General features: G+C 59.7%; 25 protein-coding genes. 10 read left to right on the plus strand and 15 right to left on the minus strand.

Going from position 1 to position 22586, the window contains the following annotated elements; all coding sequences use genetic code 11:
* Window positions 1–153: 153 nt before the first annotated feature.
* From AB4N98_RS24775 to AB4N98_RS24790, 4 genes are all read left to right on the plus strand, one after another.
* Window positions 154–870 (plus strand): helix-turn-helix transcriptional regulator, encoded by a 717-nt coding sequence (locus tag AB4N98_RS24775; RefSeq protein ID WP_026067310.1) that lies wholly within the window; start codon window positions 154–156, stop codon window positions 868–870.
* 51 nt (window positions 871–921) lie between these two features.
* A complete protein-coding gene (locus AB4N98_RS24780; protein WP_017528541.1) occupies window positions 922–1257 on the plus strand; it encodes a nuclear transport factor 2 family protein in 336 nt (111 codons plus the stop codon).
* A gap of 15 nt (window positions 1258–1272) precedes the next feature.
* Window positions 1273–2376: a cell division protein ZapE gene (zapE, locus tag AB4N98_RS24785; RefSeq protein WP_116078535.1), complete on the plus strand. Its 1104-nt coding sequence runs from the start codon at window positions 1273–1275 to the stop codon at window positions 2374–2376.
* A gap of 169 nt (window positions 2377–2545) precedes the next feature.
* A complete protein-coding gene (locus AB4N98_RS24790) occupies window positions 2546–3040 on the plus strand; it encodes a GNAT family N-acetyltransferase (protein ID WP_017528539.1) in 495 nt (164 codons plus the stop codon).
* Window positions 3041–3139: 99 nt separating this feature from the next.
* Here AB4N98_RS24790 and AB4N98_RS24795 read toward each other — a convergent pair whose 3' ends face one another.
* The 4 genes from AB4N98_RS24795 to AB4N98_RS24810 all read right to left on the minus strand — a co-directional run bounded on the left by AB4N98_RS24795 (window position 3140) and on the right by AB4N98_RS24810 (window position 7911).
* Window positions 3140–3349, minus strand: coding sequence for a hypothetical protein (locus AB4N98_RS24795; RefSeq protein ID WP_116078537.1), 210 nt, complete (start codon window positions 3347–3349; stop codon window positions 3140–3142).
* A 142-nt stretch (window positions 3350–3491) separates the two neighbouring features.
* Window positions 3492–5714 (minus strand): TonB-dependent siderophore receptor, encoded by a 2223-nt coding sequence (locus AB4N98_RS24800; protein ID WP_017528537.1) that lies wholly within the window; start codon window positions 5712–5714, stop codon window positions 3492–3494.
* Between the two features lie 114 nt (window positions 5715–5828).
* Entirely contained in the window at window positions 5829–7586 is a 1758-nt protein-coding gene (locus AB4N98_RS24805) for a phosphoethanolamine transferase CptA (protein ID WP_017528536.1), read from the minus strand.
* Window positions 7587–7746: 160 nt separating this feature from the next.
* Window positions 7747–7911: a DUF6026 family protein gene (locus AB4N98_RS24810; protein WP_017528535.1), complete on the minus strand. Its 165-nt coding sequence runs from the start codon at window positions 7909–7911 to the stop codon at window positions 7747–7749.
* A 286-nt stretch (window positions 7912–8197) separates the two neighbouring features.
* Between AB4N98_RS24810 and gnd the strand changes: the two genes are divergently transcribed.
* The 3 genes from gnd to AB4N98_RS24825 are packed head-to-tail and all read left to right on the plus strand — an operon-like array spanning window position 8198 to window position 11531.
* On the plus strand, window positions 8198–9181 hold the full coding sequence (gnd, locus tag AB4N98_RS24815) for a phosphogluconate dehydrogenase (NAD(+)-dependent, decarboxylating) (RefSeq protein WP_135196812.1): 984 nt from the start codon (window positions 8198–8200) through the stop codon (window positions 9179–9181).
* Window positions 9178–10701: a glucose-6-phosphate dehydrogenase gene (gene zwf, locus AB4N98_RS24820; protein ID WP_017528533.1), complete on the plus strand. Its 1524-nt coding sequence runs from the start codon at window positions 9178–9180 to the stop codon at window positions 10699–10701. Before gnd ends, zwf begins: the two co-directional genes overlap by 4 nt.
* Window positions 10698–11531, plus strand: coding sequence for a Cof-type HAD-IIB family hydrolase (locus tag AB4N98_RS24825; protein ID WP_017528532.1), 834 nt, complete (start codon window positions 10698–10700; stop codon window positions 11529–11531). Before zwf ends, AB4N98_RS24825 begins: the two co-directional genes overlap by 4 nt.
* A 58-nt stretch (window positions 11532–11589) precedes the next feature.
* Here the strand turns inward: AB4N98_RS24825 and AB4N98_RS24830 are convergent, their stop codons facing one another.
* Window positions 11590–11850 (minus strand): hypothetical protein, encoded by a 261-nt coding sequence (locus AB4N98_RS24830; protein ID WP_017528531.1) that lies wholly within the window; start codon window positions 11848–11850, stop codon window positions 11590–11592.
* Window positions 11851–12193: 343 nt separating this feature from the next.
* Here AB4N98_RS24830 and AB4N98_RS24835 point away from each other — a divergent pair, with 343 nt between their 5' ends.
* Complete coding sequence (locus AB4N98_RS24835; RefSeq protein WP_068936615.1) at window positions 12194–13516, plus strand: sigma-54 dependent transcriptional regulator; 1323 nt, start codon at window positions 12194–12196, stop codon at window positions 13514–13516.
* A 68-nt stretch (window positions 13517–13584) separates the two neighbouring features.
* On the opposite strand, the gene AB4N98_RS24840 is transcribed toward AB4N98_RS24835, so the two are convergent.
* The 8 genes from AB4N98_RS24840 to AB4N98_RS24875 all read right to left on the minus strand — a co-directional run bounded on the left by AB4N98_RS24840 (window position 13585) and on the right by AB4N98_RS24875 (window position 20051).
* A complete protein-coding gene (locus AB4N98_RS24840) occupies window positions 13585–14886 on the minus strand; it encodes a coiled-coil domain-containing protein (RefSeq protein WP_065878888.1) in 1302 nt (433 codons plus the stop codon).
* 49 nt (window positions 14887–14935) lie between these two features.
* Window positions 14936–15679 carry a hypothetical protein gene (locus AB4N98_RS24845; RefSeq protein WP_135196810.1) on the minus strand — a complete coding sequence of 248 codons (744 nt, stop codon included), beginning with the start codon at window positions 15677–15679 and terminating at the stop codon, window positions 14936–14938.
* 38 nt (window positions 15680–15717) lie between these two features.
* Entirely contained in the window at window positions 15718–16398 is a 681-nt protein-coding gene (locus tag AB4N98_RS24850; RefSeq protein ID WP_017528527.1) for a C39 family peptidase, read from the minus strand.
* Window positions 16399–16459: 61 nt separating this feature from the next.
* The gene (locus AB4N98_RS24855; RefSeq protein WP_068936609.1) at window positions 16460–17203 is read right to left on the minus strand and encodes a hypothetical protein; all 744 of its coding nucleotides are present in this window, start codon (window positions 17201–17203) and stop codon (window positions 16460–16462) included.
* Window positions 17204–17270: 67 nt separating this feature from the next.
* Window positions 17271–17819 (minus strand): hypothetical protein, encoded by a 549-nt coding sequence (locus AB4N98_RS24860; RefSeq protein ID WP_017528525.1) that lies wholly within the window; start codon window positions 17817–17819, stop codon window positions 17271–17273.
* The gene (locus AB4N98_RS24865) at window positions 17819–18268 is read right to left on the minus strand and encodes a hypothetical protein (RefSeq protein WP_026067309.1); all 450 of its coding nucleotides are present in this window, start codon (window positions 18266–18268) and stop codon (window positions 17819–17821) included. Before AB4N98_RS24865 ends, AB4N98_RS24860 begins: the two co-directional genes overlap by 1 nt.
* Before the next feature lie 328 nt (window positions 18269–18596).
* Window positions 18597–19592, minus strand: coding sequence for a FecR family protein (locus tag AB4N98_RS24870; RefSeq protein WP_017528523.1), 996 nt, complete (start codon window positions 19590–19592; stop codon window positions 18597–18599).
* 192 nt (window positions 19593–19784) lie between these two features.
* Window positions 19785–20051 (minus strand): hypothetical protein, encoded by a 267-nt coding sequence (locus AB4N98_RS24875; RefSeq protein ID WP_460148967.1) that lies wholly within the window; start codon window positions 20049–20051, stop codon window positions 19785–19787.
* 157 nt (window positions 20052–20208) lie between these two features.
* On the opposite strand from AB4N98_RS24875, the gene AB4N98_RS24880 reads away from it, so the two are divergent.
* Window positions 20209–20706 carry a hypothetical protein gene (locus AB4N98_RS24880; RefSeq protein ID WP_065878894.1) on the plus strand — a complete coding sequence of 166 codons (498 nt, stop codon included), beginning with the start codon at window positions 20209–20211 and terminating at the stop codon, window positions 20704–20706.
* A gap of 31 nt (window positions 20707–20737) precedes the next feature.
* Here the strand turns inward: AB4N98_RS24880 and AB4N98_RS24885 are convergent, their stop codons facing one another.
* Window positions 20738–20920, minus strand: a complete 183-nt coding sequence (locus tag AB4N98_RS24885) for a hypothetical protein (RefSeq protein WP_065878896.1) — start codon at window positions 20918–20920, stop codon at window positions 20738–20740.
* 172 nt (window positions 20921–21092) lie between these two features.
* On the opposite strand from AB4N98_RS24885, the gene AB4N98_RS24890 reads away from it, so the two are divergent.
* A complete protein-coding gene (locus tag AB4N98_RS24890) occupies window positions 21093–22127 on the plus strand; it encodes an Ldh family oxidoreductase (RefSeq protein ID WP_065878899.1) in 1035 nt (344 codons plus the stop codon).
* Window positions 22128–22144: 17 nt separating this feature from the next.
* On the opposite strand, the gene AB4N98_RS24895 is transcribed toward AB4N98_RS24890, so the two are convergent.
* A complete protein-coding gene (locus tag AB4N98_RS24895) occupies window positions 22145–22465 on the minus strand; it encodes an ElaB/YgaM/YqjD family protein (RefSeq protein ID WP_017528517.1) in 321 nt (106 codons plus the stop codon).
* Window positions 22466–22586: the final 121 nt, after the last annotated feature.

Consider the following 22586-nt stretch of genomic DNA (forward strand, 5'->3'; position numbering starts at 1 on the left):
TAGATACCCATGCTTGCATGAGCGTAGCCATTGAAAAAACGGTCATGACAGGCCGTTTTGTTCTTTAACCGAAAGGCCTACCTTGCTGCTGACACTTTCTGTCAGGGCGCTCTGCTAAGCTGCGGCACTTTTGGCTTTTTCGGTGGGATCAACGTGTCGCGTACCGCTCGCTTACTGACCTTGCTGCAGGCCCTGCGGGGTAAGAAACGTCCTGTCACCGCCGCCGCGCTGGCGGCGCAGTTGGAGGTGTCCGAACGTACGCTGTACCGCGATATCGCCGAGTTGACCGCCCTGGGAGCGCCTATCTTCGGGGAGGCCGGCGTGGGTTATGTGTTGCGCAATGGCCTGTTTTTACCGCCGCTGATGCTCAATGCCGAGGAAACCGAAGCCGTGGTGCTGGGCTTGCGTTATGTGGACCAACGTGGGGACGAGGTGCTCAGTCGCGCGGCTGCCAACGCGTTGGCCAAGATTGCCGATGTACTTGACCCCGCCGCCCAGGAGGCCTTGCGCAACCCGACGCTGTTGCCCGGCCCGCCGGGGTTTGGTTACCCGGAAAACCGCGTGCCGCTCAATGTGTTTCGCGAGGCCATTCGCACTCAGGCCAAGCTGCATATCGATTATGCGGACGCCAGCCAGACCCAGAGCCAGCGACTGATCTGGCCGCTGGCCCTGGGCTTTCTCAATGAAGTGCGGGTGATCGTGGCGTGGTGTGAGTTGCGCGGCGCTTATCGCACCTTTCGCACCGACCGTGTGGCGAGTGCGCAGGTTCAGGGCGAGCGTTATCCGGGGCGGCGTAGCGACTGGTTGCGAGCCTGGCGCAAGCTGATGGAGCAGAACGAATCCGCGCCGTTCACTCCTGACAAAAACTGACACACCCTTGGCATAGCATGGCGCTATAAATCACCAACAAGGAGTTGTGCCATGTCCCTTCCCGAATTGGCCCCCGCCATCGCGGCCTATCTCGTGGCGACCAATACCCATGACACCTCGGCCGTCGCCCAGTGTTTCGCCGACGACGCCAATGTGTTCGATGAAGGCCAGCACCAGGTCGGAACCGCCGCCATTGCGCGCTGGATGGAAGACACCGCGCGGCGCTACCAGCCCCGGGTGGAGGTGCTCAAAGTGCAGCATCGCACCGGCAAGGTGTTGGTCAGCAACGTGGTCTCCGGCAATTTCCCCGGCAGCCCTTTGGAGCTGCGCTACACCTTCCGTCTCAACGAGCAGGGCAAGATTTCACGGCTGGATATCTCGCTGTAGGTCATAATCGCGGGCATGACTTTCGACTCGCCCCTCGCCGCCTATCAACACGCCATCGCCCAACAGGGCTTCGTCGCCGACGCTGCCCAGCGCCGGGCGGTGGACGCCCTGCAAAGCTGTCATCAGGCCCTGCATCAAGGTCATGCGCCGATCACCGGCGTTTACCTGTGGGGGCCGGTGGGGCGCGGCAAAACCTGGTTGATGGACCAGTTCTACCAAAGCCTGCGGGTACCCGCGCGTCGTCAACACTTCCACCACTTCATGGCGTGGGTGCATCAGCGCTCGTTCCAACTGACCGGTACCCCCGACCCGTTGCAGGCCCTGGCGCGTGAACTGAGCCAGGCTGTGCGTGTGCTGTGTTTTGACGAATTGTTCGTCAATGACATTGGCGACGCGATCATCCTTGGTCGCCTGTTCCAGGAGATGTTCGCGCAAGGCGTGGTGATGGTCTGCACGTCCAACCAGCCGCCGGACCAGCTGTACGCCGGAGGTTTCAACCGTGAGCGGTTTTTGCCGGGTATCGCGGCGATCACGCGGCACATGCAGGTGGTGGCGGTGGATGGAGCTGAAGACCACCGGTTGCATCCAGGCATCGGCCTGCAGCGCTATTGGGTGAATCAGCCTGACGCGCTGGCCGGCGTATTCAAGCAATTGGCCGCAGGGCAGGGGGGCGGCAGCGGGCCGGTGGTCGTCGGCCATCGTTGCATCACTGCCGTGCACGCCAGTGACAGCGTGCTGTGGTGCCGCTATGCCGACCTGTGCGAGCAGCCCTTGGCGGCGATGGACTTTATGCTGCTGTGTGATCGCTTCAAGGCGATTTTGCTGGGTGAAGTGCCCGACCTGAGTGCGCAACAGCGCCCGGGCCGAATTGCCCGTGGTACCGAAGATGGCGTTCAGCGTGTAGCGGCGGGCGACCGCGAATTGCCGCAATTGTCGGTGCACGATGACAGTGTGCGCCGGTTCATTGCCCTGGTGGATGAGTGCTACGACCGCAAGGTGCCCTTGTTTATCGAAGCGCGGGTACCGTTGGAGCGCCTCTATACCGAGGGCTACCTGGCGTTTCCTTTCCGACGCACCCTGAGCCGCTTGCAGGAAATGCAGCTACAGCGTTTCGGCTGAGTGCTGTGCGAAAAACACCGGGCGTGTGCAGCCGGCGCGTTTTTATCGGCGTATCTTTCGTGCTTTCGGGCCGACATTTGTAGTTAATCTCCTTCATCCGCTGCCGACTCCGCGCTTACAATCGAGGCCCCAAAGGGAGACGATTCCCTTGTTGTGATCGAGGAAGGCAATGGAAACCCCAGATATCCTGGTGCTGCAAGCCAGCTACACCAACCCTGTGCATGCCGAGGCGATTGGCCGCGTGCTCAATAACTACGCTGAAGACCCGATGGGCGGTGGCCATAGCCTGCCCGCTGATTTATTGGCGCAACTGCCCGGCGAACTGGCCAAGCGCCCCCATGCCTTCAGTGTCCTGGCGTTTGTGGGTGGTGAGCCGGCGGGGCTGGTGAATTGCTTCGAAGGGTTTTCCACGTTCGCCTGTCGGCCGTTGGTCAATATCCACGATGTGGCGGTAATGGATGAGTTTCGTGGCCTGGGCTTGAGCCAGAAGATGTTGCAGAAAGTCGAAGAGATTGCTCGCCAGCGCGGCTGCTGCAAGATCACTCTGGAAGTACTTGAAGGTAACGCTGTGGCTCAGTCTGCGTACAAAAAGTTTGGTTTTGATGATTCAAGATTTGATCCGGCGTACGGGCGTATGTTGTTCTGGAATAAATCGCTTTTATAAATAACCGGCAAAAAAAGGGCGCCACTTAATGGCGCCCAGAGGTACCGATGCCAAAGGAGCGGAATGGCAAAGGGGAGTGCGGATTAACTAAGTATTAAATTAACTTTTCGGTTGTGCCTGATCAGCGGTGTCGCTCTTCAGTGTTTTGCCGTCGGCGGATGCCGTTTGTTCGGCGGTGCCATGAAGTTCTTGCTGGACGAAGGCGAAGTCGTTATAGAACGCCTTGGAACGCTCCGAGCCGCCCTCGGCAAACGCTGCGGCAGAGGTCAGGGTGATCAGGCTGGCAAGCATCAAGGTCGACAGTTTCATAGCAATGTTCCCATTAAGAGTGATAGGTATCCGGTCACGTCGTGATCAGATTCATGGCGCGACTATGGGGCTATCTTATTAAGTGGGAGTTAACCCCGGGATGACCCGACGTTAACTATTTTGTTAGCGGTGCCGAGCGTGTTTACAGTGTCCAGTCCAACGCGAGCGTGAGGGTGCGCGGTGCTCCCCAATAAACGCCGTTATAAAAACCGACACGCTCGTAATATTTTTTATCCAGTAGATTATTAATAGTCAGCGAAGTGGAAAGATGCTCGTCGAATTGGTAGCGGGACATCAGGTTGACCACCGTATAAGCCTGTTGAGTGATCTTTGTCGATTGCGTGTTCAGATTGCCGTCGGCGTCTCGCCCACCGGTAGGGCGTTGGGCAAATTCAAAGAAATCGCTCTGCCAATTCACGCCGCCACCCACCGTCAACCCGCGCCATGTACCCGGCAGGCGATAGGTGGTCGAGGCCTTCAGCATATTCAGGGGCAAGTTGGTGTTGTTGCGTTGCTTCTCGCCGTTGAGTGAATGGGTATAGGTGTAACCCGCCGTGAGGTTCCAGTCCGGCATGACCTCGCCGGATATCTCCATTTCAAAACCCTGCACCTTGTTGCCCTTGCCGCCGGTTTTATAGAACTGCTCGCCGGTTTTGGGATCCGGCGGGGCGGTGTTGTCGAGTTCCGCCACGTTATCCTGGGTGCTCCAGAAAAACGCGGTGGCCAGGTTCAAGCGCTCGTTCAGCAGGCTGCCCTTAAGGCCTATTTCGTAATTGCTGCCCACCACCGGTTCCAGGTATTTCTTGCCGGCGTCGCGTTCGTCCTGCGGGTTGAAGATGTCGGTGTAGCTGGCGTACACCGTGTATTCGGGCGTCAGGTCGTAGAGCACACCCGCATAAGGGGTCCACATATCATTGTGGGTCTGGCTGGTTTTGCTGGAGGAGGTCAGTTGGTTTGCGAGGTTGTAGTCCGGGGAAGTGCTTTGGATCTCCCAACTGCCATATCGGCTGCCCAGCACCGCGTGCAGTTTGTCTGTAAGGCTCAGGCGTGTGGCCAGGTAGCCTGCCTTCTGTTTTTTGCTGCTGTGTTCGCCCTTGAGGCCGGTGGTGCGATCGGCAAATTTGCCGATGCCGCCCATGTGTTTCCAGTCTTGAATTGTTTCATAGCCTGCCGGCGTCGAAAAACGCTGGAAGGGCGACGAGTCCCGTTGCGCGGACTCACCATAACCCACCATTAACTCGTGCTCGCGCCCCAACAATGAATAGGCGCCGGCAAGGTTGAAATCGAGCGCATCCATTTTAGAGGTGCCGACCATCTGGCTGGTCCAGGCGGTCATGCCGCTGCCGTCCGCGTTTGGAAACCCCGAGCCGCCGTAATACACCTTGCCGTCGCTGTCGCTTTGTCGGTGGGTATAGGCCGCTTTGAGGCGCCAGTTCGCGGTGAGTTTGTGGTCAATCGAGGCGAAGGTGGTTTGGTCTTTCAGCGGCCAGGAACTCCACGTTGTCGCCAGGTTCGCCGAGCGCGATAGCCGAGCCTTGCTGCCGTCACTGTTCCAGTACGGTAGCGTGCCCCAGGAGGAGCCCTGGACGTGCTTGTTCTGGTAATCGAAGCCGACGGCCACCACGGTATCGTCCGTCATGTCGGCTTCAAGAATGCCGTAACCCACCTCGCGTTGTTGTGCGTAATTGTCGCGGTAGGACTGGCTGTCGCGGTAGGCGAACACCGTGCGCCCGCGCAGGCGTCCGTCAAAGGCCAGGGGGCCGCCCACATCCAGGTAGCTGTAGTAATTGTCATGGCTGGCGCCGCTGACGCCGGCCTTGGCCTGCCACTGTGAGGTGGGGCGTTTGCGGATCATGTTGACCGTGGCGGATGGATCGCCCGCGCCGGTGGTCAAGCCCGTGGCCCCACGCACCACCTCGATACGGTCGTAAATAATGGTGTCGGAGTCGGACTTCATGCGCCCGAACGTATTGAGCATGCCGTCGACCTGGAAGTTATTGATTGAATAACCTCGGGCGGAATAACCCGCGCGGTCCGAATCCATATGTTGCACGGTCACGCCGGTGGTCTGGCGCAGCACGTCGGTCAGGGTATTGAGGTTGAAATCATCCATCTGCTGGCGAGTGATCACCGAGATCGATTGTGGGGTTTCCTTGACGGACAGGTTCAAGCGCGTGGCGGTGCTCATCGAGCCGGTGGTGTATGCCCCGGTGTGCTCGGTGGTGGCGCCCAACCCTTCGGCGGTGATGCTGGTGGCATCGAGTTCAAGGGCTTTGGTGGTGGCTTCAGCCAGCAGAACCGGGCTCAGGGCTACGCTGAAGAGGCCAAGTGTGAAGCGCATGGTACGGGTGGAAGGCACGAACATCGCGGGAGACTCCTTGTCGTCTTTGCGGCCTTCCCGGTAGGGAAAGGCCATGGTTCAAAGACGAAAGGAGTGGTGGAACTTTAGGCTTAAACGAGAATGATTGTTATCTTTGTGTTACGGAGCGGGTTTTTCCTGGAGCACCACATCAGTCGGATTGGGCTTTTTCGGCTTGATCAGGCTGAAATCAATCAAGGCTTTCTGCTGACGCTGGTAAGGGTCGCCGATCAGCAGCGGGCGTGGCTTGAAGCTGTCACTTACCAGGCTTTTGCTACGGTCCAGTTCGTTGAAACTCAGCCCGGCCAGGTCGGCCCAGGTGTGTATCAGTTGCGAGCTGCTGTAGGGGCGCTGCAGGTCGCCGGCAAAATTCCAACTGTGGCTTTCGCGCCATTTGGGCGAGGCATAGGCCATGAACGGAATGGTGTACATCGGTGCCGTCGGTTTGCCTTCGTTACGGCCCAGCGTGGTATGACCGGCCGAGTCGAATACGTCTTCGCCGTGGTCCGACAGGTACAGAAGAAAACCGTTGGGGTCAGTCTTGGCGTAGTCCTTGATCAGGCTTGACACCACGAAGTCGTTGTATAGCACCGCATTGTCGTAGCTGTTGTAGACCGGCAGTTGATCGTCGCTGATCCCGGCCGGTACGCCTTGGCGGTCGGTGAACGTGTCGAAGGTCGGCGGGTAGCGGTACTGGTAGCTCATGTGGGTGCCCAGCAGATGCACCACGATGAACTTGCGCTCAGCCGGATCGGCCAGGGCCTTGGCAAACGGTGCGAGCACGTCGCCATCGTATTGGCGGGCGTTCTGGTTGCGGTTGTTGTTCAGGTACACCTGCTCATCGGCTTGTTCGGAGAACGTGGTGAGCATGGTGTTGCGCTTGGTCATGGTCTGCTGGTTGGTGATCCAGTACGTCTTGTAGCCGGCCTGCTTCATTACGCTGACAATCGACGGCGTTTTGAGGTACAGGTCCGGGTTCTCCTCGTCGGCGAACGTCAGTACCTGTTGCAGCGCTTCGATGGTGTAGGGGCGCGGGGTGATGACGTTGTCGAACACCGCCAGTTGGTCGCGCAGTTTGTCCAGTTCCGGCGTGGTGTTGCGCGGGTAACCGTAGAGGCTCATGCGCTGGCGATTGGTGGACTCGCCGATCACCAACACCAGGGTCGAAGGCTGGTCTGCCATGCTGTCTTTAAAACCAGTCAAAGGCGGGATCTGGCTGGCGCTGTCGAGCATGCCCTGCATGTTGTCCAGTTGCTCGGTGTAGCGGCGATACGCAACGATCATCTGCCAAGGCACGGCGGGCTCGATACGGGTTTCGAAACCGTCGATGGCGTGTTCCAGGTTGTCGTTGGTGGCGATCTGCTTGACCAGCGGGTAACCGACCACCGCGAGCACGATTGCCGCCGCTGCCAGCATGGCCTGGCCACGGGGCAAGTACACCGGGCGCAGGCGGGTCCACAGGAAAATCGCCATGGCGGTGTGGGCAATAAAGGCCAATACGATCCACCAGGCGAAGTACTGGGTGGCGTATTCACCGGCTTCAGAGATGTTCGACTCGAACATGATGAAAATGACGCTTTGCGAAAATTCCTGCTGGTAGATGAAGAAATAACCCAGGCTGGCCATTGAGCAGGCCCACAGGACTACGCCGATCAGTGCCGCGAGCAAGCGCGTGCGGCGCGGGAACAGCAACATGGGGGCGAGCCAAAGTGCGCTCATGAAGAAGGCTTGGCGAAAGCCACTGAAGCCGGAAGTGCCGCTGAGCTGGATCAGCAGTTGGGTGATACCCGAGAAATACCAGAAAAACAGGAATAGCCAGCCAAGACCGGCCCAATCAAAGCCTTTCGCAGACGTGGTGCTGCGTTCGAACATCGCCATCCAGCGCTCCAACCCGATAATTTGTCAGTTGACGCGCAGGTGTGCACGCAACAGAGGCCATCCTGCGTGGGATGGCCCTTGGGGGCGGGAGTATCGAGAACAGCGTGTGAAAACTTTGTGAGATTTTTGTAGCCGTTATCTTACAAAGTGATGACGGGACTCAGCAGAGCGCTGGCTGCACACCGGCGGGCTGGTCCAGTTGGGCCTGGATGATATGCGCGCGCAGGCGCAGGATTTCCTGCTGCAGGTGATCGCGTTCGTCTTTCAACTGGCGCAACTCATCGCGACGGATAGAGACGTAGAGAGTCTGTGGGGGGCGGGTCATCTGTGCTGTGCTCATTGCTTGCCTCGCAAATAGGCGGTGTGTCGCGGCGTGCCAGAACGCTTGAGTCGAGGTTCTCGGCAACAGTCGGAAGCAATTCTGAATTCTTTTTCGCGGCAATGGAACTTTTTTATTTTTGGCGGTCGTGTGACTTTGGTGGCAGTGATGGTGAAACGATGGCAACTTTTTTGCCATGAAACTACACGGATCTGGCCCTGACTAACCCTCATTAGCCTCATTGCGCTATAAACTATGTCACACATTTTTTAGTAGTTAGGAGCATCAGCACATGCAACTGGGGATTATCGGACTAGGCCGCATGGGCGGGAATATTGCACGGCGCCTGATGCTCAATGGGCATACCACCGTTGTCTACGACCGTAACGAAGCATTTGTCAAAGGCTTGAGCGAGGAGGGCGCCACCGGCGTCGCCAACTTGCAGGCCCTGGTTGCCGGGCTGCAAAAGCCTCGCGCCGTCTGGGTGATGTTGCCGGCAGGCGACCCCACCGAAAGCACCATTAATGAACTGAGTGAGCTGCTGGAGCACGGTGACGTGATCATCGACGGCGGCAACACCAACTACAAGGACGACGTGCGTCGCGGAAAAGCACTCGCCGAGAAGGGCCTGCATTACGTGGATGTCGGCACCTCCGGCGGCGTCTGGGGCCTGGAGCGTGGCTACTGCATGATGATCGGTGGCGACACCGAGACCGTGCAACGCCTGGACCCGATCTTCAAAAGCCTGGCCCCTGGCCTGGGCAGCATCCCGCGTACCAAAGACCGTTCGGCCGCTGCCGACCCGCGTGCCGAGCAGGGCTACATCCACGCCGGCCCTGCAGGCTCAGGGCATTTCGTCAAGATGATCCATAACGGCATCGAGTACGGGATGATGCAGGCGTTTGCCGAAGGCTTTGACATCCTCAAGACCAAGAACTCGGAAAACCTGCCGGAAGATCAACGCTTTGACCTGAACGTTGCCGACATTGCCGAAGTCTGGCGCCGTGGCAGCGTGGTCTCGTCCTGGCTGCTGGACCTGACCGCCGACGCCTTGGCCACCGACCCTAAACTGGACGGCTACTCCGGTTCCGTGGCCGACAGTGGCGAAGGCCGCTGGACCATCGAGGCTGCGATGGAGCAGGCCGTGCCGGTGCCGGTGTTGTCCACGTCGTTGTTCGCGCGTTTCCGCTCGCGCCAGCAGAGCACGTACGGTGACAAGATGCTGTCTGCCATGCGCTTCGGCTTTGGTGGTCATGTGGAGACCTCCAAAAAATGACCGCCAACGGCAAGAAACCCAAGGCCGAACCTGCTCCACCCACCACCTTGTTTCTGTTTGGCGCCCATGGCGACCTGGTCAAGCGCCTGCTCATGCCGGCGCTGTACAACCTCAGTCGTGACGGTTTGCTGGGCGATGGCCTGCGTATTGTCGGCGTCGATCACAACGCGATCAGCGATGCCGACTTCGCCGCCAAGCTCGAGGCGTTTATCCGCACCGAGGCCGCGAGCAAGGTCAAGGGCAATGCCGATAACGCCCTTGACCCGGCGTTGTGGGCGCAACTGGCAAAGGGCATCAGCTATGTCGAGGGTGACTTCCTCGACGACCGCACCTATGCCGACATCGGCAACAAGATCGCCCAAAGCGGCACCGGCAACGCGGTGTTCTACCTGGCCACCGCACCGCGTTTCTTCAGTGACGTGGTGCAGCGCCTGGGCAGTGCGGGCCTGTTGACCGAGACCGATGACAGTTTCCGTCGCGTGGTCATCGAAAAACCGTTCGGTTCAGACTTGGCCACCGCTGAAGCCTTGAACGCCTGCCTGCTCAAGGTAATGAGCGAGAAGCAGATCTATCGCATCGACCATTACCTGGGCAAGGAAACGGTGCAGAACATCCTCATCAGCCGTTTCTCCAACGTGCTGTTCGAGGCGTTCTGGAACAACCACTACATCGACCACGTGCAAATCACCGCCGCCGAAACCGTCGGCGTGGAGACCCGGGGCAATTTCTTCGAAAAAACCGGCACCCTGCGCGACATGGTGCCTAACCACCTGTTCCAGTTGCTGGCGATGGTGGCCATGGAACCGCCGGCGGCGTTTGGCGCCGATGCGGTGCGGGGTGAAAAGGCCAAGGTCATCGGCGCGGTACGCCCCTGGTCGCTGGAGGATGCGCGGGCCAACTCGGTACGGGGCCAGTACACTGCGGGTGAAATCGCCGGCAAGCCCTTGCCGGGCTATCGCGAAGAGGCCAACGTCGCGCCTGACAGCAGCACCGAGACCTTCGTGGCGCTCAAGGTGATGATCGACAACTGGCGCTGGGTTGGCGTGCCGTTTTACCTGCGCACCGGCAAGCGCATGAGCGTGCGCGACACCGAGATCGTGATCTGCTTTAAACCGGCACCGTATGCGCAGTTTCGCGACACCGAAGTCGATGAGCTCAAGCCTACCTACCTGAAGATCCAGATCCAGCCCAATGAAGGCATGTGGTTCGACCTGTTGGCGAAAAAGCCCGGGCCGACCCTGGACATGGCCAACATCCAACTGGGGTTCGCCTATAAGGACTTCTTCCAGATGCAGCCTTCGACCGGGTACGAAACCCTGATTTACGACTGCATGACCGGTGACCAGACCTTGTTTCAGCGCGCCGACAACATCGAGAACGGCTGGCGTGCGGTGCAGCCGTTCCTGGATGCGTGGAAGCAAGACGATGGGATCCAGGCCTACAAGGCCGGTGAAGATGGCCCGGCGGCGGCCGATGCGTTGCTGGCCCGCGATGGCCGTACCTGGCACACGCTCGGATGAGTGACGCCGCGATCCATCCCATCCGTTTTATCCTGAGTGACGTGGACGGCACTTTGCTGCATCCCGATCACCGCTTCAGCCCACGTACGTTGGATGCGGTACACCAGCTGCGCGAGGCTGGGGTGTTTTTCAGCCTGGCCAGCGGGCGCCCGCCCAAGGCCATGCTGCACTTGGTCGAGGCGTTCGGCATCGATATTCCGGTGGCGGGCTTCAATGGCGGCACACTGATCAACCCGGATGGCAGCATCCTGGTTGCCCACCATCTGCCGGCCGAGGCGGCGCTGATTACGCTGGCGCTGTTTTCGGCCGAGCCGGAGGTGGAAGTCTGGGTGTTTGCTGACGGTGACTGGTTGCGCCGTGATCCACCGGGGCCGATGGTGCAGCGCGAAGCCGACGGCCTGGGGTACGGGCCGGTGGTGGTGGAGAGTTTCGAGCCCTACCTGGACCGGGTCGACAAAATTGTCGCGGCCAGCAACAACGCCCAATTGCTGGTGGAGCTCGAAGCACGGCTGCAGCCCAAGGTGCAGGGGCTGGCCCAGGTGTCGCGTTCGCAACCGGTGTATCTGGATGTCACCGCCATGTTGGCCAACAAGGGCGAAGCCTTGAAGACCTTGGCACACCATCTTGGCGTACCACTGGAGCAAACGGCGGCGATCGGCGATGGCGGCAATGACCCGGCGATGTTTCACGTGGCCGGGTTGTCGATTGCCATGGGGCAGGCCGAAGAAACGGTCAAGCGCCAAGCACGCGTGGTCACCGGCAGTAATGTCGACGATGGCGCGGCCGAGGCGATTGAACGGTTTATTCTGGCGGCGCGACGAGCACCATAAGTGATACGACGCAACTTTCGATCACTGTTTTGCAGTGATCGAAAGTGTGCACGTTGACTTACTTGGGCATTGCCCAGGACTGCAACTGGTGGCCATCTTTGTCGAGCTCGGCGCGGGCTTGCAACAGCAAGTTTTCCAATTGCGCCGGGTCGCTATAAGTATGCGACGACAGTTGTTTGCGCCCGATACGGGTATTGGTACGGTCGATGACGCTCAGGCTGAGGGCGCCGTTGCCATCGTGCCAGGCCACGCACTGAAAGGGTTGGAAAGCACGGTCTGCGATCAAAAGAGCTTCGTTGATGCGGAGCGGGGCGTTCATGTGGGTCTCTCTCTAAATGCCCATTCAAGTGAGTACCGGCGGTTGGGCGGACCGTGCGGTGGGTTACTTGTACTGATGCACGATGGCGGGGTACGGGTCACATGTTAGCGCCACAATTTTCAACTTTCTGTGATTGGCGTCAGGTAAGCGGCTGTTTTAGAAGCTGAATGAAAGTTTCCAAGGCCTGCAACTTTTTTGTCTGCAGTCTGCGCAAGTGGCTTTTTGCCAACTCTTATAGCAAAACGGTACAAGCCCCGCGTCAATAGCTTGCTAGTGTTAGCGCCAGGCATCACAAACCGTTGTTTCTAAATACTTTTAACAATTTTGACGCCAAGGAACAGTCATGGGTGTGCCCGCCGTCCAACGCCGTTTGCTCGTGGTCGACCCCTGCGACGATTGCCATGGCTTATTGCCCGGCTTGCGCACCGCCGGCTGGGAAGTCGATAGCTGTGCGTTGGAAGCGGTAGGTGACCGATCCTGCGATATCGGCCTGCTGCGCCTGCAGCCCTATCACCTGGAACGACCCGAAGCCGTCAAGGAACTGATTAGCCGCAGCGGCACCGAGTGGATCGCCGTGCTCAGCCAGGATGTGCTGCGCTTGCAAAACGTCGGTGACTTTGTGTGCGAATGGTTTTTCGACTTCCATACCTTGCCCTTCGACGTTGCCCGCGTGCAGGTCACCCTGGGCCGCGCTTTCGGCATGGCGCGCCTGCGCGGCAAGGGCCATACCCCGGTGGACGAGGGCCATGAACTACTGGGTGACAGCCGGCCCATCCGCGAACTGCGCAAGTTGTTGTCCAAGCTGGCACCGACGGAGTCCCCCGTGTTGATCCGGGGTGACAGCGGTACCGGCAAGGAATTGGTGGCCAAGACCCTGCATCGCCAATCCCAGCGTCACGCCAAGCCCTTTGTGGCGATCAACTGCGGGGCGATCCCTGAACATTTGATCCAATCGGAATTGTTCGGCCATGAAAAGGGCGCGTTTACCGGTGCCCACCAGCGCAAGGTCGGGCGTATCGAAGCGGCCCACGGCGGTACCTTATTCCTCGATGAGATCGGCGATCTGCCGATGGAACTGCAAGCCAACCTGCTGCGTTTCCTGCAGGAAAAACACATCGAGCGCGTGGGCGGCAGCCAACCCATTCCGGTGGATGTGCGCGTGCTGGCGGCCACCCACGTCGACCTTGAGGCTGCGGTGGCCAAGGGCCGATTCCGCGAAGACTTGTATTACCGGCTCAACGTGTTGCAAGTGGTCACTGCGCCCTTGCGGGAGCGCCATGGTGACGTGGCGATGCTGGCCAACCACTTTTCACGTTTCTACAGTCAGGAAACCGGCCGTCGGCCCCGCAGCTTCAGCGAAACCGCGCTGGTGGCCATGGGGCAGCACCCGTGGCCCGGCAATGTGCGTGAGCTGGCCAACCGTGTGCGCCGTGGCTTGGTACTCGCCGAAGGGCGCCAGATAGAAGCCGTTGATCTGGGCTTGCAAGGCGAGCAGGCAATTTCACCCCCGATGGCTACACTGGAAGACTACAAGCACCGCGCCGAACGCCAGGCGCTGTGCGATGTACTCAACCGGCACAGCGACAACCTGAGTGTCGCGGCCCGCGTGCTGGGAATTTCCCGGCCCACGTTCTACCGGTTGCTGCACAAACACCAGATCCGCTAGGGCGGGTAAACCGAAAAGCCCCGCAACGACCCTTATCGTTGCGGGGCTTTTCCTTGTGTGAACCTCAGTTAGAAGTAGTAAGGGAATTTCAGGCTGAACGTAAAGTCCGGCGCATCGTCGGTCATGCCGATCGCCAGGTTCGGCACGATCGTCAGGTTATCCGAGGCCGCAATCGTCATCCCCACGTTGAAATACCCGGCGTTGGCATCGCTGGATACCACCGACTGCCAGTCGCCGCCATCGGGCTTGAGTTTGCTTTTGCGCTGCACCAGGTCGGACACCGAGAACGACATACTCATCTTCTCGTTGAGGGCAAAGGCTACGCCGACGCCGAACTGGAAGCTGTCGCCCAGCCTGACTTTGCCGCCGACTTTCTGGTTGACGTCACTGCTGATGTCATCGAACGAGTCTTCGAAGTTGTGGGTGTAGGACACCGAACCAAACAACACCGCCGGGTCGAAGGTCTTGACCAGCGAGATCCCCGGGGTGACCGACCAGACGCCGTTGCCCGTGGGCAGGCTTTCCGGCACGAACAGGTTGTCGTTGCCCGGCTTGTTGACCAGCTTGATGCCAAACGGCTCTTTACCTGTGGGCGCCTTGACCCGCACCGACACCACGGCATCGGGCAGGGTAGGGGTTTCGTCGAGGAACTTGTAGGCCACGCCGAAGTTGACGTCGCCAATGGTCGGGTCGCGGGTGACCGACTGTTCGGAGGTGGCGGTGCCGTTGTTACCCGCGCCGGCAGACTGGTAGGTAGAGTCGCGGTAGACCACCGGCACGTTCACGTCGAACTGCCAGCGGTTATCGACGTTGTAGCGGCCGGTGAGGTCCAGGGTCCAGTTGTCGGACTTGATGCGGTCCAGGTTGATATTGCCGAGGAAGATCGAGTCCAGCGCCAGGAAACCGTTGAGCGTCAACTGGCGAGCGTCGTAGCGGGCGTAGGTGATGCCGGTTTCAAAGCTGAACTTGCCGTTGCCGAAAAAGCCGCTGGCTTCGTTATACAAGTTGCTCACACTTTGCGCGGGGGCCGAATCGTCCTTGAGGGACTGGCCATAGGAACTGCCGCCACCGGCGCCGCCGGATGCCGCCGCGGCGCCTGTGCCCGCCACCGTGGTGCCGTTGGCTTTTTGAAAGTCTGCCGGGGATTTGGCCAGGCGCCGTGGCGCGGGAGTCGCCGGCTGGTCTTCGACTTGACGCACCCGTTGTTCCAGCACGGCCAGGGCTTTTTGCTGCACTTCGTACCGCTGCTTGAGTTCCAGGAGTTCCTGTTTGAGGGTTTCGATATCGGCATCCGGCGCGGCATACAAAACGGATGCGGGCAAGAGCGTACTTAAACAGACCACCGCACGGAGCGATAACGATCGATGCATGAAATAAGCCGTCCTTTTCTAATGCGTAAGTGTCGAGGGTCAGCGTAGTTCAATAACCGAGGGTGCGTAGGCCTTTGAGTTGATCCAAATTGCAGTTCAATGCGCCGTTGTTCAAACCGTTATTGTTCATTACCACGTTGAGTTGGGTCATGTTGTTGACGAAGTTGGTGTTGCCGGTCAAAACCGTGCCTTGCAGCACGTTTCCACCGCCGATCTGTTGCAGGCTGTTGCCCTGGTTATGGTTGGCCTGGATCGCCATCTGTAACCCGCCGTTATTGGCCGACACGCTTACACGGCCAGCCGCGCTGTCGCCGGTCACCGTACCGCCGGCCACCAGCACCTGCCCCGATCGCGCGAGGTTGGCGGGGGCAAGGCCGTTCTCGACGGTGATCCCCACGTTGTTGTAGGCGGTGTTGCCGTCGCCGGCGGTGCGCACGCTTTGCGTCACCCCCTGGCCGCTGCCCAGGCCGGCGCCGCCGGTGACAGTGCCGGTACCGGTGTTCGGGTTCGTACCGTTGCCGGTCGAACCGGTGGTTTGCACATAAAATTGCGGAGTGAGGGTGGACGAGTCGACCTGCATGCTCGCCTTGCCGGTGATGCTGTCGCCCACGGCATTGGTCCAGGTGCTGCTCATGACAATGCCGAAACTGATGATGCGCCCCGGCATGACATAACGGCCGCGCAGGTCGGCCATTTCCGAATCCTTGAGTTCGATCGGTTTGAATGCCGATGAAGCATAAGCGGGCATCGAGGCTGCCAGACACATGACCGTCAGCCAACGGGAAGTGTTCATCTTCTGCTCCTGGAGCGTCCTGCCCCTTATTGCGCTTCTTAAAAGAAGTCGCTCTGTATGAAACCGAAATCCATCAGCTCGGCATCGCCTACGGGCCTGAACTCATTCAACTGGTTCTTGGCGGTCAGCGGCGCAGGTGGGTCGAGCAAGACATTGGCCTTGTCGTAACCCTCACCCAGCACGGCGAAGACGATGCCATTCCAGCCCTTGACGAAATCATCGTGGGAATAGCGCTTATGGCCCAGCACCGGGTCGCCGATATAGACCCAGTCCTTGTCGGCTCGCTGCAGCACCACGAAGTGCTTGTAGCCACGAATTTCCAGCAGCACCACCACGGGGATCTTCACGGTAACCAGAGTGTCTGGCGCAATTTTGTAGCCCCGGGCACGCATGCCGATACTTTCGAGGTAGCGCTTCATGTCCAGCATGGAAAAACCCTGGGTACGCACCAGGTTCTGGTCGGCGGTGACCAGCATGCCTTTGATGATGTGATCTTCGTCGACGTCCAGCCAGTAGGCTTGGCGCAGGATGGTGGCGAGTGCCGCGGCACCGCAGCTGAAATCGGTTTTCTGTTCCACCAGGTTGGCGAACCGGCGTTCACGAATACTCTCGACCTTCTTGAAAATCACTGCACCGCCAGGCATGGCGGAGATCGCCATGGTGCCTGCCCACGTGGGGCCGGTGAGCAACATCAGGAGGGTGAGGGTCGCGAGGCGCATGATCGTATGACCTGCTGGACACGGGAATAAAAAAGGGCCTTGTCGCCAAGGCCCCGTTGGATCAGAAGCGCACGCCGCTGGCGCAGACGGTGCAACCTTGACCGATCGACAGGCTGTTGCTGCCTTGGTTGCCCGAGCCCGATTGCAGGTTCACACCCACGTTGCCGGAGTTGCGGTTAACCGAGTTGTCGAGGCTGGAGTTGTTGGACACGTATTGGGCCTTGCCGCCATGGCCATAGCCGTGGCTGGTAGCGGTCGTGTTGAGGTAGCTGTTGGCGAGCGAGTTTTGCTCGGTGTTGGCGGCCGCGGCGATGTTTTTGCCGTCGGCGGTCACGATTGCCAGGTTGTTTTTACCCTGGTTGCCTTGACCGGCCTGGCCGTTGTAACCCAGGTTGCCGGAGTTACCGTTAACCGAGTTATCCAGCGAAGCGTTGTTTTGGGTGCCTTTGTTGACGAAGCTGTTCGCCGCGCTGTTTTGGTTCACATCGACCACGCCGAAGACGGTGGCGGCATCACCTTTGGCGCTGGAGATGGCGGCTGAGTTGTCTGCCTGGTTGCCACTGCCTGACTGGACGTTGACCCCAACGTTACCGCTGTTGCCGTTTACCGAACCATCGGCCGAGGCGTTGTTTTCGGTTTTGGTGTCGTCAAACTTGTTGATCGCGCTGTTTTGTACATCCGTCACGACAGCGGCGATGGTGCCGGTAGGTTGAGGCGCAGGGTGCCAGCCACCTGCTTGAGCTGCGGCAGCCATGAGTGCGGCGAGAGCGAAAACCAGTGGTTTCAGAGCCATTTGAGGTTTCATGGTGTTTCTCCTTGCTTCTAATTAGTGAGTTAAGTGTTGGTACGGTCCAGCCAGTGCTACCAAGCGATTACTTGATAGTGATACCCAGGGTGTTAGCCACTCGGTTCCCCACCCCGGCACTCTGGTTCACCTGAATCACTCCTCGGCTGCCTGTGAAGGCCTGGTCGCTGGTAACGACAAGGCGGCTGCCAGTGGTGGGGGTGAGCCCTGAGTCGGTCAACTGCGTCGTGTTCTGTTGCAACAGGACGCTGTCATCGATGCTTTGCGGGCCAGGGTTGATGCTGATCCGCACGGCGTTGATGGATTGGTTATTGGCCCCGGCCGACTGGTTGATGCCCAGTACACCGTTGCCGCTGGTAAAGGCGTGGCCCTGGATCGCCGCCTTGGCGTTCAGGGACGGGTCGACGCTGCCGTCCATACGCTGGATGTTCACGTTGGTGGCCTGGCCACCAACGGCAATGGCGCGACTGTTGGACGTTTGGTTCTGGTTGCCGGCGGCCTGGTTGATCGACAGAACACCGCCGTACTGTGTGCCGCTGTTGTTGATCACGGCGCTGTCGTCGGCGAATGCGGGGGCGCCGGCCAGCAAGGCGAGGATGAGCAGGGAGCGATTCATTACTTGCCCCCCATCATGCTGCCGATGTTATTCAGGGGCGCCATGCCGCGTTGGATCGAGTCGCTGATCTGCCCGCCCATATTGCTGCCGCTGCCATGACCGGCGGCTGAGCCGGCCCCCAGGGTCGACAGGCTGCTTTGGGTGGCATGCGGGCCGGTCAGGCTGCCGCTGGTCTGTATGGCGCGCACGATGCTCGAGCCGCTGCTGACACCGCCGATATCGCGGTCACTGAGTTCGCCGGTGGCGGCCATGATTTCTTGGCTGGGATTGGCGTTGGCGGTGGTGGGGTAGGGGTCCTTGCCAAAGGCGGCGCGGCCGTACATATGCGCCTGCACGTTGCGGCCGGTCACGATCACGCCGTCACCGGCAACGCTCGGCGCACTGATGCCGACGCTGAGTACACAGCTGATCAGCAGTACGTTCATCGAACCTTGAGTGAGTGTGGTCACGGCGGCATTCCTTATTGTTCGCGCTGACCCTAAACAGCGCTGTAAGGGACAGAGCAGAAGCCGTGCCGTTTTTTATTTATTGTTGTTATTCAAAGGCTTGTGATTTTTTGCGTAGCGCGTGATGTTGCGGCTGTTTCATGGCTGATACAGCTTGTCGTTCAGGCGCGCTTATACCGTCACACCCCAAACGATTCACCCGTCTGTATCAGCGCTGTAACACTGCACATGACAAAACGATGAATCCGCTCACGGCGTGCGGTTCAGGGCGGGGAGGTGTTTCAAAAATGGACACAACAGGCACGCGTAAACCCCGGCCTGCGGGCAAGGCTCAGCCTTTTGGGGTTTTACGCGGGATGGAGTTGAGTACGGGGTTGCCGTCCTGGTTCTGGGTCAGGTACACCGGCAGAACCTTGGGCAGGGAGGGGATGAGGTTGTTGACCTCATGGGTGTTGTAGATGCCGCCAATCCGAATGGCCCCGGTGGTGGCGTCCGCCAGCATCACCGGTTTGCTCAGGTAGCGGTTGATCAATGGCAACGCATCGGCCAGGGCCAGGTTGTCGAGGATCAGCTTGCCCTGGCGCCAGGCCAGCGCGCTGTCATTGGGGTTGATCGTTTTTACCCGTGGCGTGGCGTCGCCCAATTGATAGCTGGCCTGCATGCCGGGGGTCAGGGGCACACTGCCGTGTACGGGGTCGCTGGCAATTTGCACCGAGCCTTCTAGCAACGTCACCCGCACTTGGTCGCCATATTTCCAGACGTTGAATTGCGTGCCGGTGACCCGTACCTGGCCTTCGCCGGCACGCACGATAAACGGATGCGCGCTGTCATGACTGACGTTGAAAAAGGCTTCGCCTTTTTTCAGCGTGACGCGGCGTTGGTCCTTGTAATTGCTATAGACCAACTGCGTGCCCAGGTTGAGTTCCACCTGGCTGCCATCACCCAACGTCACCTGGCGCAAACCGGTGGTCGCTTCGAAGCGCTGATAGGAACTCGGGAGCCAGCCCGCTTCCCAGCCGGTAAAGGCGGCCAACGGCAACGCAGCGAGGCAGATCGCCGCCGCTACGGCGTAAGTGCGCAGCCGGCTGCGGGGTTTGAACGGCACCACCACCGCCACAGGTGCAGTGCGTGGCAGGTGGTCGGCGACGTCCCAGATTTCCAGCATGGCCGCGTATTCAAAGGCGTGCAGCGGATGCGAGTCGTGCCATTGCTCAAAAGCCAAACGTTCATCGCGGGTGCAGTCACTCGCATGCAAGCGCATGCACCAATGCGCGGCGGCGTCGGTGATGGCGTCATATTCGGCTTCTAAAAGGGGCTTTTCGCTCATTGACTCATCCTGATTTCGCACATTCTAACCCCCACAGGACTACGACGAGAACAGCCGTCATGGCGATTGCACATCAATTGGAAGCTATTCTCGTTTGGACGCGCCTTGAAGTTTCAGCACATTCGCGCCATGGCATGCGAAAAATCTGCGGAAACCCCCGGTTGCCCTGAGCCACCAGCGCGCGGCTCAGGCTCACGGGTCCAGCGCGCGACCCGCTTGGCTAATCATGTAGGCCACCGAATCGGCATTGGCCAGGAGGGTGTCGATGCGCTTGTCGCTGTTGCTCATGAAGAGCGCGCGGGCATCCTCCAGGGTCTTGGCACCGGTGGTCGTCAGCACTGTTTTTTCTGCGTTGAGGTTGAACTGTCGGAGCCGAAATCCTCCCATTCCTGAGTGAACGAGTCCCACGTTCTGAACAGCATGCTCGCCGGGGTAGAGAGCGACAACGCGCTTTTTCAAGCAGTTTTGATAGATGTCTATCGGAGGGGGCGAAAAAACGGTCCAGCAGGTAGATTTTATGCTCTGCATCCTTGAGCAGGATGAACGCAATGGTGTCCTGTTGGGTTTCGCGAGCGGTGCCGCTGACAAAACGCATTGAGTCAGGCCCGACCAGCGTGTGGTTGATCAACTCATCCAGCACTTCGTCCACCCGCCGCTCGACTCGTTGTACCTGCTCGGGCGTCAGTGCGATAACGCCGAAGAGTTCGCTGAAAAAGCGCCCCAGGCGACTGTCTGGCCCGCGCAGTGTCGCAAAGTTTTCAAGATTGCGTTTGGCGGTCACCGCATAGTACGTCGCGACATTGAGTGCTTCATTGATACATTGGGCTTTCCAACTCGACATCGCGGTAATTGCGCGCATGCCCACCGCCTCTACATTGATGGCGTCTCTTTCATCAAGCCACGTAGACACCTGACCCATATAGCGACTCAAGATTTTGCCGTAGCGCGGGTGATGCGTGTCGAGGTCCAGCGTCCATTGGCCCTGCGCATTGCGCAGCAGATAGGGGCCGTGCTGCTTACCTTTGCTCAGGCGCCAGTGCTCACCGGTTTTTTTACCGCGTACACCTTGCCCGCCAAGGGCACAACGTTCTGGGCGCCGCTCTTGTCCCGGTAAATATGACTCAGCGTGCTGTGCTCCAGGTCGTTCAGGGCAACCTCGTGGTTTCGAAGATGTGCAGTTGCGTGCGTTCAGGCGCCGTCAGGTCCAGCTCAGCCAGCGTGATAGTGGCCGGCTGGCGCGGCTTGAGCCATTGCTCCAATGAAACCGGCATTTTGTCGGGCCGGGCTTGTGGAAAGGGTTGTTGCAGTTCGCGGCGCAGTGAAGCCAACTCGGCCCCGCGGTTTGGAGTCGAGCCAGCGGCGCTCGTCCCCAATCGAAGCAACACCGCGCGCAAGGCGGTAGATAACTGAAGCGGGCGTTGACAGGTGGCAGGTGAAGCATTGTTTAATCAGCGGTCTGGATGCTTGTTGTCTCTTCCAATTACAAAATCGGAGCTACAGATGTCTGCCCAGTCTTCCCTCATTGACCACGCAACGGCGCTTATTGGTTTCGACGAACTGGTGGGACTGCTGCACGCGGTGTTTGTAAAGCACGGAACATCCCCGGAGGCGGCGGCGATCCTGGCGCACAATTGCGCCAGCGCCGAGCGCGACGGCGCCCATAGCCACGGCATCTTCCGCATTCCTGGTTACCTCAGCACGCTGGCCAGCGGCTGGGTTGACGGCAACGCCACGCCGGTTGTCACGGATGTGGCATCGGGCTTCGTGCGGGTAGATGCATGCAACGGTTTTGCTCAACCGGCATTGGCGGCGGCGCGGGCACTGCTGATTGAAAAGGCACGCAGCGCCGGCATTGCGCTGCTGGCCATTCATAACTCCCATCACTTTGCCGCCCTGTGGCCCGACGTCGAACCCTTCGCCGAAGAAGGGCTGGTGGCGCTGAGCGTGGTCAATAGCATGACCTGCGTAGTGCCCCACGGCGCCGACCGCCCCTTGTTCGGGACCAACCCCATCGCCTTCGCCGCGCCGCGTGCCGATGGCGCACCGATCGTATTTGACCTGGCCACCAGCGCCATTGCCCATGGCGACGTGCAGATCGCCGCGCGCAAGGGCGAGCGGTTGCCGCCGGGGATGGGCGTCGACAGCCTCGGCCAACCCACCACCGACCCGAAAGCCGTGTTGGAGGGCGGTGCGTTGCTGCCGTTCGGCGGCCACAAGGGTTCGGCGTTGTCGATGATGGTGGAGTTGCTGGCGGCGGCCCTGACCGGGGGCAACTTTTCCTTCGAGTTCAACTGGGCCGACCATCCGGGAGCGCGTACGCCCTGGACCGGGCAGTTGCTGATCGTGATCGACCCGAGCAAAACCGCCGGGCAAAGCTTTGCCGAGCGCAGCCAGGAGCTGGTGCGGCAGATGCATGCGGCGGGTTTACGGCGCTTGCCGGGGGATCGACGTCATCGCACGCGGGCGAAGTCGTTGGAGGAGGGGATCACGGTGGAGGCGCAAGCGCTGGCGCAGTTACGCGACTGGGCGCTCTGAGCCCCCACCGCTGTCGATCAGTTGCGGCGGCCCAGCAACAAGCCGACCACCAGGCCGAAGCCTGCGGAAATCGCCACCGTCTGCCACGGATGACCGCCGATATAGGTTTCGGTGGCATCCACCACCGGCTTGCTGCGCTCGCGCACATTGGACACCGAGTCCAGGGCTTGCTTGAGTTTGATCGCCACCTGCTCGCGCAGGGTTTCGCCTTCTTCACCGACCAGGGAAGCACTGCTCTTGAGCAATTTGTCTGATTCTTCGATCAACGCCGTGAGTTCGCTGAAGGCTTGATCCTTGATTTGTTCTTCGACGGCTTGGGCAGCGGTTTTGCGGGCCATTGTGTGACTCCTTGCGGGTGAATGTGGCAGTGAACAATGGAGTATCGGGCGTGCGCAAAAGTTGCAGTTTTTTTGCGCAAGCGTGGCCTTGAGCCAAATCCGAATCTGGAAATTTCGACCT

The organism is Pseudomonas sp. S3_E10, assembly GCF_054667615.1.